Below are 15,160 nucleotides of genomic sequence, written 5' to 3'. Positions count from 1 at the left end.
GTTTTCAGGGAATAAATTTTATATGAAAATATAAAAAAACCTTGAAAAAATATATCTACGCGATATAATAGTACTTGTCCTTAAAAAAAGAGACAAGAAATAGTCTGGTGACTATGGCGAAGAGGTCACACCCGTTCCCATGCCGAACACGGAAGTTAAGCTCTTCAGCGCCGATGGTAGTTGGGGGATCTCCCCCTGTGAGAGTAGGACGTCGCCAGGCATATCGTTCCGCAGTAGCTCAGTGGTAGAGCTATCGGCTGTTAACCGATCGGTCGCAAGTTCGAATCTTGCCTGCGGAGCCATCATATGGAGAGCTGTCCGAGTGGCCGAAGGAGCACGATTGGAAATCGTGTAGGCGGTTAATGCTGTCTCAAGGGTTCAAATCCCTTGCTCTCCGCCATAACATTTCTTCTTATCAAGGCCCATTGGTCAAGCGGTTAAGACACCGCCCTTTCACGGCGGTAACACGGGTTCGAATCCCGTATGGGTCACCAACACTTTTTATTCGAAAGTGAAAACAATACAATCATTATATTGGAGGATTAGCTCAGCTGGGAGAGCATCTGCCTTACAAGCAGAGGGTCGGCGGTTCGATCCCGTCATCCTCCACCAAGTTTTTTTGCGAAAGCAAAATAACCATCCATGATTTTTTACGAAGCGTAAGCGAAGTAAAATAATCTCTTTAATCTACAAGTGTTAAGTTACACTTATATCGTCGCGGGGTGGAGCAGTTCGGTAGCTCGTCGGGCTCATAACCCGAAGGTCGCAGGTTCAAATCCTGTCCCCGCAATACCATTTTTGACTTAGGATAGAATAATCCTTGATGAGTCACGCATGGATAGTTATTTTGACTGTCGTCAAGGTAATGAAACCTATTTTGCTAACGCAAAAAGCTTTGGTCCGGTAGTTCAGTTGGTTAGAATGCCTGCCTGTCACGCAGGAGGTCGCGGGTTCGAGTCCCGTCCGGACCGCCATTTTATTTTTACATAGTGGCTCAGTAGCTCAGTTGGTAGAGCAATGGACTGAAAATCCATGTGTCGGCGGTTCGATTCCGTCCTGAGCCACCATTTATCACTATTCTTGATGCCGGTGTAGCTCAACTGGTAGAGCAACTGACTTGTAATCAGTAGGTTGGGGGTTCAAGTCCTCTTGCCGGCACCACTCGAGTGATTTAATATGTGGAGGGGTAGCGAAGTGGCTAAACGCGGCGGACTGTAAATCCGCTCCTTCGGGTTCGGCAGTTCGAATCTGCCCCCCTCCACCATTTATTTTAGGGGTATAGTTTAAAGGTAGAACGAAGGTCTCCAAAACCTTTGGTGTGGGTTCGATTCCTACTACCCCTGCCAATTTCATTATGGCGATTGTGGCGAAGTGGTTAACGCACCTGATTGTGGTTCAGGCATTCGTGGGTTCGATTCCCATCAGTCGCCCCATAAAAGTCACATTTTCATTTCCGTGACATATACTATCAGTGGGCTATAGCCAAGCGGTAAGGCATCGCACTTTGACTGCGACATGCGTTGGTTCGAATCCAGCTAGCCCAGTAGTGCGGAAGTAGTTCAGTGGTAGAACACCACCTTGCCAAGGTGGGGGTCGCGGGTTCGAATCCCGTCTTCCGCTCCAATATTAAGGCGGCATAGCCAAGTGGTAAGGCATGGGTCTGCAAAACCCTGATCACCGGTTCAAATCCGGTTGCCGCCTCCAAATGTAATGCCGGTGTGGCGGAATTGGCAGACGCGCACGACTCAAAATCGTGTTCCTCTGGAGTGCCGGTTCGAACCCGGCCACCGGTATCGTTTTTTCTTAGGTTTAAATCATTAATTAACCATGAATATGCAGTAATATCGACGTTTCTCACATTGTGGGAAGCGTTTTTTTGTGTTTTAAAAACGTTAGTTTTAAGTGTTTTCCTTTCGTCTCTAATCGTGTGAATTAATCGTGTGTATAGGTTCGAAGGGAGGTTACATATGACTAGACGTAAAAACAACTTAAATGACCGTGAATTATCAATTGTCCGAAAAAGTGAGAGGTCGTATGCAGAAACATTTAAAGAAGCGTTACAACTCTTTCTTGATGATTGTGATTTACGTAATCTTAGACCGTTTACAATCAAATTTTATCAGAATGAAATACAAGCGTTTCTGAATCAGTTAGAGGAACAGGACATTGATACAAAGGAAATGAAGCCTTATAACGTTACGGAAGAACATATCCAAGAGAATGTAATCCGTTATATGCGTATATACAAGGGTATAAAGATTGTTTCAATTAATACCCGTTTGCGTGGTCTACGGTCGTTCTTCAACTTCCTTTACAAGAAGAAACACATTCCAAAGAATCCAATGGAAAACATCACGTTATTGAAAGATAGGAAACACGTTATTCCAACGTTCTCAAAAGAACAATTAAATACATTGTTTAATCAACCAGATTTAACGACGTTTACGGGAGTTCGTGACTATACAATAATGATGGTTTTCCTTGAAACGGGGATACGTGTAAATGAACTTGTAGGGCTATCACTAGCCGATATTCAATGGGAAGATAGTCTATTGAGGATAAGGAACGCTAAGACGTACAGAGAAAGGCTAGTACCCATTCAAAGCGAAATGAAGAAGCAGTTAAAAAAGTATATCTCGATTAGGGGATTAGTCGAATGTGACGCTTTATTTGTAACTATTGACGGTACACCTTTGTTAAGAAGGTCAGTACAACAACGAATCGACATATACGGGGTGAAAGCCAAAATAAAAGACGTTCGTTGTAGTCCTCATACATTCCGACATACGTTCGCAAAGCTAAGTGTTCAACAAGGGGCTAATATCTTTGAATTGCAGACCATTCTAGGGCATACAAGCATGGAAATTGTTAAGACCTATGTAAACTTATTCGGAAATGATGTAAGGGAGAGACATAAGGATTTTTCACCTTTGAAGGTGTTAAAGAAAAGAAGATAAAAGAAAAAGCCACGCGTTGCAACGCGTGACCTCAAAACTCACTAGAACTAAATACGGATAAACCGTTTAGCTACTTACATATATTAACGAAAAAAATTAGTATGTGCAAGGCTTATTAAGTAATGACTTTTTTAGCAGCTATGCAGGATTCCGCGTCGTGGAGTGCCGACTAATACGACGTTAATATAACCTTGAAAGGTTCAGATAGAAGCCGTTGCAGATAAATTCTATCGTAGCCACACTAAAAGCTTTCCTTGTTTGCTTGTGGTTACTAGGTGAGAACGACCATAAACGGTTCGGTTTGGTAGCTAGGCGTACTGCGGTGCGGGTAGCAACGAATAGACAAACGCACATAGGACTAGCTTTATGTGTAGAAAGTTCGTTGTTGGAGAAATCCAGACGTTCAAACAAGGTGATACTGCGGAACCCTCAACAACTCGGTTCAATTCAGGAATTAAAGAACGGCTGCTTTAAGCACTTATTATTTTTTAAGTGCTTTACAAGGTAGTCATTCTTTTGACCAACGTTTCCTAAGCAATCTGATTAATTCAGATTTAGGAAGACCTTAAAGTCAACACCTATTAATAAATCTTTAGTATAATTATTACCATATTCTGTTCGGTCCTTAGGACATAGGAGGGTGTTTGATATTAGTACTAAAGTGTATGATAGGTTGGAAGAAAAGATAAGTAACTTGAAGGAAATTTTAAGTAGAGTAGATACAGAGAACTTGGTAGGTATAGTAGCCAATGAATTCGGTGTTACAAATGATATTCACGAAAGCATCTTTACTAAAACGGAATTAAGTTCTCCATTTAAACAATACTTATTTTTAATGGGTTTATTGTTATCAACAAAAGATTTAAGCAAATTATCCGAACGAGAAAATCCGCCTATGGAGAAAATAAAAAACCTTCTAAATGAAATTACTGATTCATATGCAGAGTTGTTTCTCCCTGGGGAGGGACAAGAACTAGATGAACAATCGTTCGAGTCAAGAAAAGTAAGCTTGCCAGTATTTTTAAATTATTTTAATACAAACTCCTTAACATATGAAGAACAAGATATAGAACGAATAAAGGATTGGTTTACTCCATTTGATGAATTTATTCGAGAAAAAATTGGGATAAGGATAAATCAACTTGTGGAAATATTTAAATTTATTCAGAAGTATCTTCAAAAGGGATTAGATGATTCTTTTCACCTACATGCTAAGGTTATTGAAGAGAGAGAACAATTTTTTAATTACATGAAAGAACAAAAAGTGTCGTTCGAACAAGCTAAGGAAGAACTTCATCTTCCCTATTTAAACAGTTTGAGAAAGGAGAGGCATATAGTTCATCAAATAAAGATTGAAGACTTAAAGATTCAATTTGGTGAAGAAGTAGCAAATAGTTTTGTCAAGATATTTTCTATGAATAGAGAAGAAGGTCCTTTTTTTTACTACACAGAACTTAATCCTTTTGAAGCTTCTCCAATGTGGGCAAAATCAGAAGAAATCTTGTTTGTCCCACAATATAAACAAATTATACATGCTATTCAAATACAACTCACCTTATTAATGGAAGATAGTGAACATAGGGAGAGGTTTTATAGAAATAGAGATAAGCAAACGGAAAAAAAGACGTTAGAAATATTCAGGCGATTCTTTAAAGACGCAGCTAATTATTATACTTCTGTCTATGAAAATGAAAAATCAGAGAATGAACATGATTTATTAATTCAATATAGAGACACCATATTTATTATTGAAGTTAAAGCATCTAAGATGAAAGAACCTTTTAGAGACCCGGATAAAGCATATATTAGGATTAAAAGAGATTTTAATAGTGACGGAGGAATTCAAAAAGGATATGACCAAGGCTTAAATTTGAAGAATTTGATATTAGAAAATGAAGTTACAACATTATATGATTCAAATGGTAATGAAATAGTTAAATTATCAAGAAACGAAATAAAGAAGATATTTATTATTGTCGTTACTGCAGAGAATTTTGGGATTTTGTCCTCTAACCTATCGTACCTACTTGAAAAGCCTGAAGAAGAACCCTACCCTTGGGCTTGTTGTTTACATGATTTAGAAACGGCTTTAGATGGTATCGTTTATATAAATGGAACTGCCAAAACCTTTATTCAATATTTATATGAGAGAGAAGAATTTCATGAGAATTTTATTACATCAGATGAACTAGAAATATTGGGGTACTTCTTGGAAAATGGAAGTTTTAAATCCTTAGATATAAGCGAAAGTAAGGTTTTTGGTTTTGACCCGGATTTCTCAAATTTTTTTGATGAAATTTATTATGAAAAGAGAGGTATGACACCCAAGCGTATTGTAGACCAATATAAAGATTTAGAAAGTCAGGATATAAAAACTAAAAAAAGAAAAAATAAAAAACGTGTGAAGAAAAAGCAATCAAAAGCAAGTAAGAAAAACAATAGAAAAAATTAATTATTCAGGACACCCTTTGAGGTGTCTTGTTTTTATTTCCAAGGATTTGAAGTAAGATATAGATATAACAACAATTAGGGGGGATAGTTTTGGGAAATGCAACGGTTTCACAATTAGAAAATTGCAAATTAGCTTTAAGAAAAACATATGATGATTTTGTGGAGAATAATCAATACGATATCGATGATTATAATAAGTATTTGAGTGATGATGATTACAAACAATCCAGGTTAGTAATAATGAGATTATGTAAGGAACAAGACATAGAAGTTCCTTCAATAATTAAGAATTGTAGAACAGTAGAAGAATATATACAAGACTTATCTTACGATTATAATAGCAATTACGCTGATAATTTAGGATATATATCTACACAATTTAACTCTTTTATAGATATTTTAGAAATGGAGGAAATAGAAGTTCAAATTATTCATATTGATTGCGAAATCCCTAAAGAACTAAGCTACAATCATATCCTTGAAGACATTAGTAAATGTGAAGATAGAGTTAACAAAGGGGATTATTCAGGTGCATTAACTTCTGCAAGGTCTCTGATTGAAGGTGTATGTAAGGAAATAATTTTTAATATTGAAGGAAAAGAAGTTGATACTAAACCTCAATTACCGGACCTTTTTAGAGAAGTAAGAAATCACTTGAATTTAGACCCTAGCAATCAAGAACTACATAAACCTTTAAAAGAAGTCATAAGCGGTCTTATAAAAGTTGTTCATGGGCTAAACGAGGTAAGAAATCTTAGTGGTGACATGCACGCACGAAAAATAAACCCAAGTCTTCACCATGCCTTATTAGTAGTTAATTCTGCTAAAACAGTGGTAAACTTCTTGTTCCACACATATGAGTATCAAAGGAATCTTGGGAAAATTAAAATACCAACCTAGAGTAAAGTTATACATAAATAAGTAATAGAACCTAAGTCATTACAACTAGGTTCTTTTATTTTTCGACTTGCGTTGATTGATAACATACTCCTGTTTTCGAGTTGCTTTTTGCCTGGCTTTTTTAATAGCATTTATCTGTGTTCTCCCACGTTCAATAACTACATCGTCTTTAGAATTTGCAAAGGCTATATATTCTTCTCCCTTAATCCCCTGAAAGTATACGTTTATTGTTATTCGTTGTTTGCCATATCTCCCCTTAGTGCCTGCAATTATTAAGCCTTTCAATTTCATGACATCACCTCTTAATTAATAGTGTAGTTTAAAGGATAATATTACCATACTTTGTAATCTATGAGATTACCGATTACAATAATAATAGACAAAAAAATTGAGTAGGTGGAAGTTCAGATGGATACTAACCAAATCTTTAATCTTGCTTCAATAATAATAAATGTAATTTTGTTAATGGTCACTACAGGTACTGTTCTTTTTGCTAAAAAGAATTTACAAGCCATTGATTCTCCGAGACTAGTAATAACAAATGTAAGAGATAAAAGGATTAGTAAGGAAGAACAACGGTTGATAAGGGTAAATGTGAAGAACTTTGGAAAGGGAATTGCACTTAGAACGTACTTGCTAGTCAAAACCAAAGAGAAACAGATTCACCTTTCTAAACCCTTGGTTACATTAGAAAAAAGTGATGAAGGAGAACTATTAGTTGATATTGGATTAAGAAATGAAGTCGAAAAGGCGTTTATCGTTACTCATGATTTTTTTAACGATTACTATAAAGTGAATGTAGATACGAAATTTGATAATTCCCATCTATACTCTATGGTGAAACCCGTAAAGAGAATATCAAGTCGTGGGCTGGCAAGAATACAAATCAATAGGTGGATGAAGAAAGCAAAGAAACAAGGTAATACTTATCCAGACATAGTAGAGGAACAGAGAAGAAAGGAACTTGATGATATTAAAGCACAATTTAAAGATATGACGTTTGTTCCTAATGAAAAGGAAGAGGAATGATACTCATACCCGTAATACGATAATTGGTATATATTGACATTTATATGTTTTCCCCTATGATAGTTATGTAATTCATTTCTTATTTTAGGGGGATTTTTTATGTCTAAGCATAGATTGAGAGTAACTAACCTTAACGTTTCAGAAATATCGCGATTGTTTAAACGTGATAAAACGGAAACTATGGACACGATTAACGAAATGGTAGAGAAGGGGTTATTTAAACGAATTGATAATGAAACATATGACATATCACCTTTTATAGAGTTTCAAGTCCGTTTCGAAGAAGAAATAAGAAAGGGGAATAGCGAATCTATCGATATTAAAAAAATGTACTATGAAGTGACTGGTAAACACGTTCTTTAAACAGATATTTACGTTGTGCAAGTAAAGAGTAAAGAATCCAGCTATATCAAGGGTCTTTAGTGTGTTAAAGACACATTGTGATTTACTACGCTAAAGGATGTTGATATGACGGTCTTTTTAGAGTTTATTAAGCACAATCAGATTATGAACCAAAGACCTACAGGCGGGACACGGGTAGGGTTATTTTATGTCCACAAGTAAAAAAATATCGGCCGAATCCCTTGGGGGACAAGGCTTATAGCGTTTTGTTGAATTAGATATAAAAAAGTTATTAAGCACTACTTGTATTAAGGTTTACAATTATGTATTAAGTAATAGAAAGATATTTCTATTAGTTAATATACAAAATGAATTAACGAACGTAGTGAGTTAATTAAGAACTTTAGTTCTTCATATAACGCTAATAACGTTAGTAACGATAAAACGCCTTAAACGTTAATATATTCGTATACAATATAAAAGATAATCCTAACCTTCTCCGGCGGGGACAAGATTCCCGTCGCTTTCTTATAAGTCCAATGAATGAACGTCCTTACTGTCTGTCCCTGCCCTGGGCGTGGTGAGAACATTTATTTGTATATGGATTTGTACAATCAACTTGTTTTATTGTCATTTAGAAATTCTCCTTTCTGCGAAGAAAACCCCGTTTCCTATATTGGATTCGGGGATTTTTTTTTGTTGGTTCAGGTCACAAAGCGAGAAGGAATTCACAACTAAAAGTGAAGCAAGCCGTTACTTAATTTGTGAAGAAAATATGAACTATGATAATCACACTTGTAAAAAGGGCTTCTACAATGCTAATAGGTAGGAACTTTTAATTCGGTTAGTTCCTTACTTAGACCAAGTTTCATTTAATGGCGGGGCGTTCGGTTCCCCCTCTATTTTTTTACATTAATAGGTAACAAAAAGAATTGATTAAATCACTTAATAAAGGAGTTGAGAAGATGGGAGAAGTCGATTTTAAGCTACGTGGGAAAGTTATACGAATGGCTAGACAAATGAAGAATTTATCTATACAAGAGTTGGCAGAAATAACGGGAATTTATCATAACACTATCGCCATGATTGAACGGGAAGAACGCGGGCTATCACGATTAAATGAAATTAGAATCCTAAGAGGGTTAAGACAATACAAAGTAACAGACATTCAATTAGCCTCGATTCAATTGATTGTAGAACACGACGAAGGGAAGTTTGATGAAGAATGAAGAGAGACGCGAGGTTGAACGACAGACAAAAGAGAATCCTAGAGGATTTATTCGGGCGTTCGGTTGCAGGAGAGACAATGCAACAAGTAGCCGAATCACATGGCATTAATAGAAAGACTCTTTCATTGTGGAAGAATAGCGACCACGGTAAACAATTACATGCAGACTTTCAAAAGGAAATGTCTACAAATGATTTACCTAAGTTTTATTCTAAGCTATCCGAGAAAATGCAGTCTGGAAGCTACAAACACATGGAACTATATGCAAAGATTCACGGCTTACTAGCACCAGAAAAACAGGAAGTTGTAACAGAGGAACGCAAGGTGTCAGATTCACCAATTTCTAAGGAACGCTTAGACGAGATTAAGAAGCGACTAGGGGAAACGGTAGCAGACGCGGACAGAACAATTAAACGAGTTAAGTAATCTTAAATAAATATATACAACAATCGAGAGGGGAATTTATCAATGAATCTATTTAAAGGCGACACTATTAAGAAGGTAAACAAACTAATAGACAACGCGGAGAAGCGTAGAGAGAAGCTAGAAAGCAAGTTAGGACAATTACAAGAGGACGCTAACCTTTTGTACCAAGAGAAGCAGGACGACTTCAATAGGGCTATTCTCCAAGGCGGAGAACCAAATAAGAAGTTAGGCAGCGACCTTGAAAAAGTACGAAATGAAATGAAGGACGTACAAGAACAATTAGGGCTTATTGATTCGGCGGTAGCTTCCGAACTAGAAAAGGCAAAGGCAGACGTAGAAAAAGAACGTAGGCAGTTTGTAGCCGATAAAGGAGAGGACTTCAAAGAACTATTTGACCGTATGAATAAAGCTAAAATCGAATACCTAGAAACGGTTATCGAGTATAAGGAGAAACATGCAGAGTTTGACCGCGAATATTGGAGAACGTTCCGAAACATTGAACAACGCGTAGGACTACGAGGGATTGACCCTAGAGAAACTCATAAGATTCTATTCACTCAACGCCACCAAGTAGACGGGCGATACAATCCAGCTATTACACCCGAAGAACATAGGGACGCTTACATGGAAGGAAAGTTAAACTTCCAAATCGAGAAGAACAATGACAAATTCAAGAAATAAGTTCACTCCCTTATTTTTGTAATTAGAGAAGGCACTTTAAGGACGGGGGAAGGGCGAACATTAATCCCCCGTTAAACATTGGACTTATAGGAAAGCGAGGACACGGGGACATGGAAAGAAGTAAAAGCAGTTTAGAAGGATTAGACTTATTGGCGTTTATCGTATTCGTATTCACGGCATTTCAAAGCATTCTTTAATGGAGGGCTTACACAATGGAGAAGTTAAATAGAGTAGAGAAGACAGAAAAGTATGCAGTATCAGACCAATTAAAAGAAAGCATTATCGAGGACATAGAGGACGGTCTAGGTTGGAAGCAAATCGCACACCGTCACCAAGTCGAATATAACTTAGTTCAATCGGTAGGAATGAAAGAACGTAAGAGAATCGAAAGTGTAGAGAATGAACAAGGCGGGGTTATTCGTTATTGGAATGGACACCGACTAAACGACGGGAAGCCGTCACCAGTAACGACCTATCATATTAGCGAACTATCGAGAAAAGAACAAATAAGAATTGGATACTTAAAGGAGGAAGCATGAACATGAACGTCGAGGAAGTATTTAAACGCGGTAAGAAGATACGGGCGGAACAAGATAAGGCTATCGCCCTCTTTATTAAACAAATTCGTAGTGTGGAGAATATGGACTCCTTAGAAAGTATCAAAACAGAACTATTGAAAGGGAGTTGTTAGGTAATGCGTAAAGTAGTTATGTATGTACACGAATCGACTAATAAACTTGTATCTAAGGTATGTGATGGTTGTGGAGAGATTAAGTTAAAAGAGGACTTCACCGAGAAGAAAGGTAAAGAGTTCTACACGGCAGATTGTAAAACATGTGAAGGAGAGGAAGCATAATGGAACGTAAACTATCAGCAGTAGAAATGATGATGAACGGATACGGCGAGACTGAAAAGAAGCACCTGGAGGAAGGACAAGAGGTAGAAGCGATTCAGAAGGACGATAAGACCAAACGGGAACTATCTCCTATTGAGAAGCTAATGAACGGCTACAATGAAGATTCTACCCAACGGGAAAAGGAAGTAAAAGTAAATCCAAATGAAATCAAGGAAGAAGATAAGTAATGGCTAAGAGGAAATCATCAGCACCTAAACAAAAGGCAACGGGGAAAGCGTCAAGCCCCCGTAAAATGCAAGAAGCACATAACAAGGTATACAAGAGGACGGCAAAATAAAGCCTTCGGGTGTAGCCGTCTTTTCTTTTTACATATGCCGTTACTCTTTACGGATAACGGCTAGGGGATATGAAATAGGTATTTGAATATTTTTTTCAATTTGAGGGCGTGAACTTAAGGTTCATGTCTTTATTTATTTTATCAAAGTAAAAAGGGGATGAAATGAAATGAACAGAAAACAGAAAGTAAAGAATGATTGTGCAAATTATAAAGATGGTATGTGTCTGATTAGGGATACAGAATGTCCGTTAGTATCTGGATTCACTTACCGCGGGCATAAGTTCCCAGAAGAAGATATACAATGTGAGTATTTCAATGCGTATGTAGACCCAAAGCAGAAGACCGAGAAGAAAGACATTGTTAACTTCTCACATAAGCCGTGTAAACGCTGCGGGCAATCCTTTAAGCCAGCTTCAAGAGGTACGAGATATTGCAGGAAAATTTGTAGAGAACAAGCAAGGAAAGAATCATATAGAAAAGTAAATAGTAAAAGAGGTAAATAACCACAGTTTTAGGGGGCGGGAACCCTTGATATATAAGGCTTTATTTTAACAAAAATAGCTTCCGAGGGGGATAAGTCCTAAAGGTAATTAAGATTGTGGTAAGACTAAACAAAGAAAGCGTAGAAGGGACTTTTCTTCCCTCCTACGCGGGTTAACGATATGTACTAAATGGCTATGATTATCGTAATCAGAGTTCCAATGGACAAAATGAATTTCCCGCTAAGTTCTATCGTATATTCGTTATCCCCTTTCTTAATGTGTATTTTCATAAGGGTTCCCTCCTTTCCTACTAGTTAATTGCTAGAGAAAAGAAAAAACCCTTTTATTTATCTTTATTATTTTTATTTTTTTTAATCTTACTATGGAGTTGTTAACTAAGGATAAAGTACAGAAGGGCCGTCTAGTTATGTACAAGGAAAATTACAAAACGAAATGACTTTGAGACAATGTGCAAACTACATAAATCGTACCCTAAGCGTAACACTATCAATATATTCTCTTTGTTACATGTAAAGGTTAAACACTTGACGCTTAAGGGGTAGGGTTACATTCGAGGGGAATAACGTCTAGTAAGGTGTGACAAAATTAACGGTTTACTTCTATTTGTATCTGGAATCAAATAACACATAATAAAAAACACCGACTTTATTAAGCCAGTGTTTTCGCCTTTACAATACAAAGTTATTCAAATCTTCTTCTATTTCCTCGTCAGTTATTCCAATGTATCTTAACGTTATTTCGGGGTGTGAGTGGTTAAGGATAGTTTGTAGTTTGGCAACGTCCTTAGTCTGCTTATAGAACCAATAGCCAAAGGTCTTCCTCATTGTATGAGTTCCTATGCCTTCCTCTATATCTACCATATTCCCCGCCTTGTTAAGTTGCCTATATGCTTGCGTAGTTGTTATAGGCTTATCTCCTTTACGAGAAGGGAACAACCATTCACTATCTACGTTCTTTATATAACCTTGTACTTCGTCGTACACGTTGGATAGGTTAATCGTGCGTGGCTTCTTTGTTTTGCCCTCATGGATAACTATACGCTTCTTACGGCGAACGTCTGATACTTTCAGCTTCAACAAATCCCCTACACGTAAGCCCGTGTTTATCCCTAACAAGAATAGAATGTAGTCACGTTCACCGCACCACTTCTTTAAACTCCACTTCATATCTTCTATTAACTCTTTACTTCGAATAGGTTGAACGTCCTTAACTTGATTCATTTATTACACCTTCCTTAAACCCTTTAATATCAATGAAATGAATGTACGTTTTTATTTGATAAACCTATTGTATCACGATAATGTAAATGAACTCAATAGAATAGGTGATATGAATGTATGTTTTTATGTAAATTCGTACATTGGTAAAGGTTTAAAAATATTATTCAAAAATGAACATAGGGGTACGGCATGGGTGAAGGGGGTAGCCCTGCCACTGAACAAGCCTGCAGAACAAATATGCACTAATTTTAAAGTCGTGGGTGTTACAATATCGCATTACCACAAAAAATAATTTTCTAACAAAAATAAACCTTCGAATGTAACCATTTCTTCTATGTAAATTGACGCAGCTAAAACTTTTTTTCTGAACCATGTCACAAATCGAATGTTTAATACCCAATATACATATGTAACGGTCAACAAAATTAAGTCACGAATTACTACCGTTTACCACAACTAATAATCAATCAAAACATAGGAGGAATTACAATGACAAAAGTTATCGAAAAATACACACCAATGGAGATTTTAGGAAATGAGGAATTACAACGCCAAGCAAAGGAAGAAATGCTTCAAAGGGCAAACGTGAAAGGTAATGTTAACGAAATAATTAATTCACCAAGCGAAGGTTATACCAGCATTTGTAAAGTAGCAGAATTATATGAAGTAGCAGAGGCAGAATTATTCAGTTTGTTTGGTGCAGAGGAACTCGAAGGAGAAGTAAATATACTTGTTTCAAAAATGAATATGATTCAAGTCGGTTTCTTGTTAACTGAATCAGAAGTAGCCCAAGAGTTAAGAAATCAAGTTAAAAGTGTTCGGGACGCGATATAAAAGAATAATCTATTAATAAATAAGAAAGGGAGTTATCTAGTTATGGCAATTCAAACAGTTGAGGAAAAGGACGTATTTATGAAGGTTCACTTGACATTCTATAAGAGTGGACTCTCACAAAGATTAGGAATCTATAAAGCAGGCATATTAACGGCTATTGCGTCTTATATGGACGAGAAGGGGGAATGTTACCCTACACAACGTCAATTGGCAGAACGTACGGGAATGGATACAAAGACGTTAAACAAGCATTTGAATATCCTACTTAACGTAAGGGTGAACGGTAAGCCGTTAATAACGCGTAAGTTTGTTAAAGGGCGGGCTTATAGTAATTCTGTTTATGTAGTACAACCTATCTCACAAATTACAATTTTTAACGGGAAGTTTGAACCTCTCGAATCTGGTTTTACTTATGATGTTTAAGAAGGTTATGGGAAATGTTGTGCATTGTAGGAAAACTGGTGACAGGGTTTGTAGGAAATCTTGTGCTTCGGTTGAGGGAAAACTTCCTATAAGGTTGTGGGAAGGCTTACTACTTAACTAGAACCATAAACAAGAACTAATTAACAATATAAATATGAGGGGATAAACCCCTCTATTATAAACAAAGACTAGTAATAATAAAGATTGTTTACAAAAATTATGAATAAGAAAAGGGTTATTTCTAAAGTATTTAATAAAAATACAATATGTTTGTCACAAAGAACTAAAGCTTGTTCCAATGAATAGTAGAAAGACAATAACAAATGAAAAAGGAGTTTTAAGGATATGAAAACTAATGTGAAGAATGGAATAATTAGACTCAGAACAATGGCTGTGGATGACGGGTATATACACATTGGAAATAAAGAAGATGGTAAAGAAACGTTCTCTTATTTTCCTTTTGAAACAGAAGTAGATGGACAATATCTTATCTTAGCCAGTACCAATGGAGAGGGAATAGTAGATGAAATTAGAATTGTATTCCCTGAATATGCAATGTGGGAAGATGAGAAAACGGCGACAGTAGACATTGAACCAGAAGATATATTTATGAAAGACGGTATGCCTTTTGAAGACTAAATAAGCATATATAGATAATTACTCCTATGTGTAGGTAATTAATTGTTATGAAATTTATTCCAATTGTAATATACTAGAATCATAGGTAATAGAGGAGGAGATTTATTATGAACAAATATGAAGTAACTTTTCATCTGATAAGAGGGGAAATCGGACATATTGTTGAAGAAACATCTTTAATTCGTGCAAGAAATAAAATTAAGAACAAGTTTGAAGATGGGGGAGATAGCCCTGTACTTCCTCTTTCTGATGACTTAGTTCTTGTGAAATCAAACGTTCAATTTTTTATGATTAAAGAATATGAAGGTTAATGAACTTGACCAGGGGAATGGGT

General features: G+C 36.5%; 19 protein-coding genes, 15 tRNA genes and 1 rRNA gene. 33 read left to right on the top strand and 2 right to left on the bottom strand.

Features of this window, described 5'->3' with window-relative positions; genetic code table 11:
• Positions 1 to 103: 103 nt before the first annotated feature.
• The 19 genes from rrf to ACIFOD_RS19155 all read left to right on the top strand — a co-directional run bounded on the left by rrf (position 104) and on the right by ACIFOD_RS19155 (position 6,308).
• A 5S ribosomal RNA gene (rrf, locus tag ACIFOD_RS19245) occupies positions 104 to 220 on the top strand.
• Between the two features lie 7 nt (positions 221 to 227).
• Positions 228 to 302 (top strand) — tRNA-Asn (locus ACIFOD_RS19240).
• A 6-nt stretch (positions 303 to 308) separates the two neighbouring features.
• Positions 309 to 400 (top strand) — tRNA-Ser (locus ACIFOD_RS19235).
• A gap of 19 nt (positions 401 to 419) precedes the next feature.
• Positions 420 to 494, top strand: a tRNA-Glu gene (locus ACIFOD_RS19230).
• Between the two features lie 42 nt (positions 495 to 536).
• Positions 537 to 612: transfer RNA gene (locus ACIFOD_RS19225), tRNA-Val, on the top strand.
• 104 nt (positions 613 to 716) lie between these two features.
• Positions 717 to 790: transfer RNA gene (locus tag ACIFOD_RS19220), tRNA-Met, on the top strand.
• 107 nt (positions 791 to 897) lie between these two features.
• Positions 898 to 974: transfer RNA gene (locus tag ACIFOD_RS19215), tRNA-Asp, on the top strand.
• 17 nt (positions 975 to 991) lie between these two features.
• Positions 992 to 1,067 (top strand) — tRNA-Phe (locus ACIFOD_RS19210).
• A gap of 18 nt (positions 1,068 to 1,085) precedes the next feature.
• A tRNA-Thr gene (locus ACIFOD_RS19205) sits at positions 1,086 to 1,161 on the top strand.
• Positions 1,162 to 1,180: 19 nt separating this feature from the next.
• Positions 1,181 to 1,264, top strand: a tRNA-Tyr gene (locus ACIFOD_RS19200).
• Between the two features lie 8 nt (positions 1,265 to 1,272).
• Positions 1,273 to 1,346, top strand: a tRNA-Trp gene (locus ACIFOD_RS19195).
• 11 nt (positions 1,347 to 1,357) lie between these two features.
• Positions 1,358 to 1,433 (top strand) — tRNA-His (locus tag ACIFOD_RS19190).
• A 39-nt stretch (positions 1,434 to 1,472) separates the two neighbouring features.
• Positions 1,473 to 1,544 (top strand) — tRNA-Gln (locus ACIFOD_RS19185).
• Positions 1,545 to 1,548: 4 nt separating this feature from the next.
• Positions 1,549 to 1,623, top strand: a tRNA-Gly gene (locus ACIFOD_RS19180).
• A 7-nt stretch (positions 1,624 to 1,630) separates the two neighbouring features.
• Positions 1,631 to 1,704, top strand: a tRNA-Cys gene (locus ACIFOD_RS19175).
• Between the two features lie 8 nt (positions 1,705 to 1,712).
• Positions 1,713 to 1,793 (top strand) — tRNA-Leu (locus tag ACIFOD_RS19170).
• Positions 1,794 to 1,967: 174 nt separating this feature from the next.
• Positions 1,968 to 2,957: a tyrosine-type recombinase/integrase gene (locus ACIFOD_RS19165; protein ID WP_430315917.1), complete on the top strand. Its 990-nt coding sequence runs from the start codon at positions 1,968 to 1,970 to the stop codon at positions 2,955 to 2,957.
• A gap of 640 nt (positions 2,958 to 3,597) precedes the next feature.
• Positions 3,598 to 5,409: a hypothetical protein gene (locus tag ACIFOD_RS19160; RefSeq protein WP_430315916.1), complete on the top strand. Its 1,812-nt coding sequence runs from the start codon at positions 3,598 to 3,600 to the stop codon at positions 5,407 to 5,409.
• Positions 5,410 to 5,498: 89 nt separating this feature from the next.
• A complete protein-coding gene (locus ACIFOD_RS19155; RefSeq protein ID WP_430315915.1) occupies positions 5,499 to 6,308 on the top strand; it encodes an abortive infection family protein in 810 nt (269 codons plus the stop codon).
• Between the two features lie 45 nt (positions 6,309 to 6,353).
• On the opposite strand, the gene ACIFOD_RS19150 is transcribed toward ACIFOD_RS19155, so the two are convergent.
• Positions 6,354 to 6,599 carry a hypothetical protein gene (locus ACIFOD_RS19150; RefSeq protein WP_430315914.1) on the bottom strand — a complete coding sequence of 82 codons (246 nt, stop codon included), beginning with the start codon at positions 6,597 to 6,599 and terminating at the stop codon, positions 6,354 to 6,356.
• A gap of 117 nt (positions 6,600 to 6,716) precedes the next feature.
• Here ACIFOD_RS19150 and ACIFOD_RS19145 point away from each other — a divergent pair, with 117 nt between their 5' ends.
• The 10 genes from ACIFOD_RS19145 to ACIFOD_RS19100 all read left to right on the top strand — a co-directional run bounded on the left by ACIFOD_RS19145 (position 6,717) and on the right by ACIFOD_RS19100 (position 11,710).
• Complete coding sequence (locus tag ACIFOD_RS19145; RefSeq protein WP_430315913.1) at positions 6,717 to 7,337, top strand: hypothetical protein; 621 nt, start codon at positions 6,717 to 6,719, stop codon at positions 7,335 to 7,337.
• Positions 7,338 to 7,436: 99 nt separating this feature from the next.
• Positions 7,437 to 7,700: a hypothetical protein gene (locus ACIFOD_RS19140; protein ID WP_430315912.1), complete on the top strand. Its 264-nt coding sequence runs from the start codon at positions 7,437 to 7,439 to the stop codon at positions 7,698 to 7,700.
• A 944-nt stretch (positions 7,701 to 8,644) separates the two neighbouring features.
• Complete coding sequence (locus ACIFOD_RS19135; protein WP_430315911.1) at positions 8,645 to 8,908, top strand: helix-turn-helix domain-containing protein; 264 nt, start codon at positions 8,645 to 8,647, stop codon at positions 8,906 to 8,908.
• Positions 8,905 to 9,333, top strand: a complete 429-nt coding sequence (locus ACIFOD_RS19130; RefSeq protein ID WP_430315910.1) for a phBC6A51 family helix-turn-helix protein — start codon at positions 8,905 to 8,907, stop codon at positions 9,331 to 9,333. Before ACIFOD_RS19135 ends, ACIFOD_RS19130 begins: the two co-directional genes overlap by 4 nt.
• 42 nt (positions 9,334 to 9,375) lie before the next feature.
• Complete coding sequence (locus tag ACIFOD_RS19125) at positions 9,376 to 10,014, top strand: hypothetical protein (RefSeq protein WP_430315909.1); 639 nt, start codon at positions 9,376 to 9,378, stop codon at positions 10,012 to 10,014.
• Between the two features lie 212 nt (positions 10,015 to 10,226).
• A complete protein-coding gene (locus ACIFOD_RS19120) occupies positions 10,227 to 10,553 on the top strand; it encodes a hypothetical protein (RefSeq protein ID WP_430315908.1) in 327 nt (108 codons plus the stop codon).
• A 2-nt stretch (positions 10,554 to 10,555) separates the two neighbouring features.
• Positions 10,556 to 10,705 (top strand): hypothetical protein, encoded by a 150-nt coding sequence (locus ACIFOD_RS19115; protein WP_430315907.1) that lies wholly within the window; start codon positions 10,556 to 10,558, stop codon positions 10,703 to 10,705.
• A 3-nt stretch (positions 10,706 to 10,708) separates the two neighbouring features.
• Complete coding sequence (locus ACIFOD_RS19110) at positions 10,709 to 10,870, top strand: hypothetical protein (RefSeq protein ID WP_430315906.1); 162 nt, start codon at positions 10,709 to 10,711, stop codon at positions 10,868 to 10,870.
• A complete protein-coding gene (locus tag ACIFOD_RS19105) occupies positions 10,870 to 11,097 on the top strand; it encodes a hypothetical protein (protein ID WP_430315905.1) in 228 nt (75 codons plus the stop codon). The genes ACIFOD_RS19110 and ACIFOD_RS19105 overlap by 1 nt, the downstream gene beginning before the upstream one ends.
• A 277-nt stretch (positions 11,098 to 11,374) precedes the next feature.
• A complete protein-coding gene (locus tag ACIFOD_RS19100; protein ID WP_430315904.1) occupies positions 11,375 to 11,710 on the top strand; it encodes a hypothetical protein in 336 nt (111 codons plus the stop codon).
• A 668-nt stretch (positions 11,711 to 12,378) separates the two neighbouring features.
• On the opposite strand, the gene ACIFOD_RS19095 is transcribed toward ACIFOD_RS19100, so the two are convergent.
• Positions 12,379 to 12,930 (bottom strand): site-specific integrase, encoded by a 552-nt coding sequence (locus tag ACIFOD_RS19095; protein ID WP_430315903.1) that lies wholly within the window; start codon positions 12,928 to 12,930, stop codon positions 12,379 to 12,381.
• A 489-nt stretch (positions 12,931 to 13,419) separates the two neighbouring features.
• Between ACIFOD_RS19095 and ACIFOD_RS19090 the strand changes: the two genes are divergently transcribed.
• The 4 genes from ACIFOD_RS19090 (at position 13,420) to ACIFOD_RS19075 (ending at position 15,137) form a co-directional block, all read left to right on the top strand.
• Entirely contained in the window at positions 13,420 to 13,764 is a 345-nt protein-coding gene (locus ACIFOD_RS19090; RefSeq protein ID WP_430315902.1) for a hypothetical protein, read from the top strand.
• Positions 13,765 to 13,806: 42 nt separating this feature from the next.
• Positions 13,807 to 14,187 (top strand): helix-turn-helix domain-containing protein, encoded by a 381-nt coding sequence (locus tag ACIFOD_RS19085; protein WP_430315901.1) that lies wholly within the window; start codon positions 13,807 to 13,809, stop codon positions 14,185 to 14,187.
• A 345-nt stretch (positions 14,188 to 14,532) separates the two neighbouring features.
• On the top strand, positions 14,533 to 14,826 hold the full coding sequence (locus ACIFOD_RS19080; protein WP_430315900.1) for a hypothetical protein: 294 nt from the start codon (positions 14,533 to 14,535) through the stop codon (positions 14,824 to 14,826).
• Between the two features lie 107 nt (positions 14,827 to 14,933).
• Positions 14,934 to 15,137 carry a hypothetical protein gene (locus ACIFOD_RS19075; RefSeq protein WP_430315899.1) on the top strand — a complete coding sequence of 68 codons (204 nt, stop codon included), beginning with the start codon at positions 14,934 to 14,936 and terminating at the stop codon, positions 15,135 to 15,137.
• Positions 15,138 to 15,160: the final 23 nt, after the last annotated feature.

The sequence above is a fragment of the Rossellomorea sp. NRS-1567 genome, from assembly GCF_050467885.1.
In the GTDB taxonomy this organism is placed as follows: domain Bacteria; phylum Bacillota; class Bacilli; order Bacillales; family Bacillaceae_B; genus Rossellomorea; species Rossellomorea aquimaris_C.
The sequence above is the reverse complement of the archived record's forward strand: the minus strand, read 5'-3'. Positions and strand labels throughout refer to the sequence as shown.

Bases quoted from the DNA above. Each gene is read 5' to 3' on its own strand.
- ACIFOD_RS19080 (WP_430315900.1), top strand. From the start codon at position 14,533: ATGAAAACTAATGTGAAGAATGGAATAATTAGACTCAGAACAATGGCT.
- ACIFOD_RS19090 (WP_430315902.1), top strand. From the start codon at position 13,420: ATGACAAAAGTTATCGAAAAATACACACCAATGGAGATTTTAGGAAAT.
- ACIFOD_RS19110 (WP_430315906.1), top strand. From the start codon at position 10,709: ATGCGTAAAGTAGTTATGTATGTACACGAATCGACTAATAAACTTGTA.
- ACIFOD_RS19135 (WP_430315911.1), top strand. From the start codon at position 8,645: ATGGGAGAAGTCGATTTTAAGCTACGTGGGAAAGTTATACGAATGGCT.
- ACIFOD_RS19085 (WP_430315901.1), top strand. From the start codon at position 13,807: ATGGCAATTCAAACAGTTGAGGAAAAGGACGTATTTATGAAGGTTCAC.
- ACIFOD_RS19125 (WP_430315909.1), top strand. From the start codon at position 9,376: ATGAATCTATTTAAAGGCGACACTATTAAGAAGGTAAACAAACTAATA.
- ACIFOD_RS19100 (WP_430315904.1), top strand. From the start codon at position 11,375: ATGAACAGAAAACAGAAAGTAAAGAATGATTGTGCAAATTATAAAGAT.
- ACIFOD_RS19145 (WP_430315913.1), top strand. From the start codon at position 6,717: ATGGATACTAACCAAATCTTTAATCTTGCTTCAATAATAATAAATGTA.
- ACIFOD_RS19115 (WP_430315907.1), top strand. From the start codon at position 10,556: ATGAACGTCGAGGAAGTATTTAAACGCGGTAAGAAGATACGGGCGGAA.
- ACIFOD_RS19150 (WP_430315914.1), bottom strand. From the start codon at position 6,599: ATGAAATTGAAAGGCTTAATAATTGCAGGCACTAAGGGGAGATATGGC.
- ACIFOD_RS19130 (WP_430315910.1), top strand. From the start codon at position 8,905: ATGAAGAGAGACGCGAGGTTGAACGACAGACAAAAGAGAATCCTAGAG.
- ACIFOD_RS19105 (WP_430315905.1), top strand. From the start codon at position 10,870: ATGGAACGTAAACTATCAGCAGTAGAAATGATGATGAACGGATACGGC.
- ACIFOD_RS19120 (WP_430315908.1), top strand. From the start codon at position 10,227: ATGGAGAAGTTAAATAGAGTAGAGAAGACAGAAAAGTATGCAGTATCA.
- ACIFOD_RS19140 (WP_430315912.1), top strand. From the start codon at position 7,437: ATGTCTAAGCATAGATTGAGAGTAACTAACCTTAACGTTTCAGAAATA.
- ACIFOD_RS19075 (WP_430315899.1), top strand. From the start codon at position 14,934: ATGAACAAATATGAAGTAACTTTTCATCTGATAAGAGGGGAAATCGGA.
- ACIFOD_RS19095 (WP_430315903.1), bottom strand. From the start codon at position 12,930: ATGAATCAAGTTAAGGACGTTCAACCTATTCGAAGTAAAGAGTTAATA.
- ACIFOD_RS19165 (WP_430315917.1), top strand. From the start codon at position 1,968: ATGACTAGACGTAAAAACAACTTAAATGACCGTGAATTATCAATTGTC.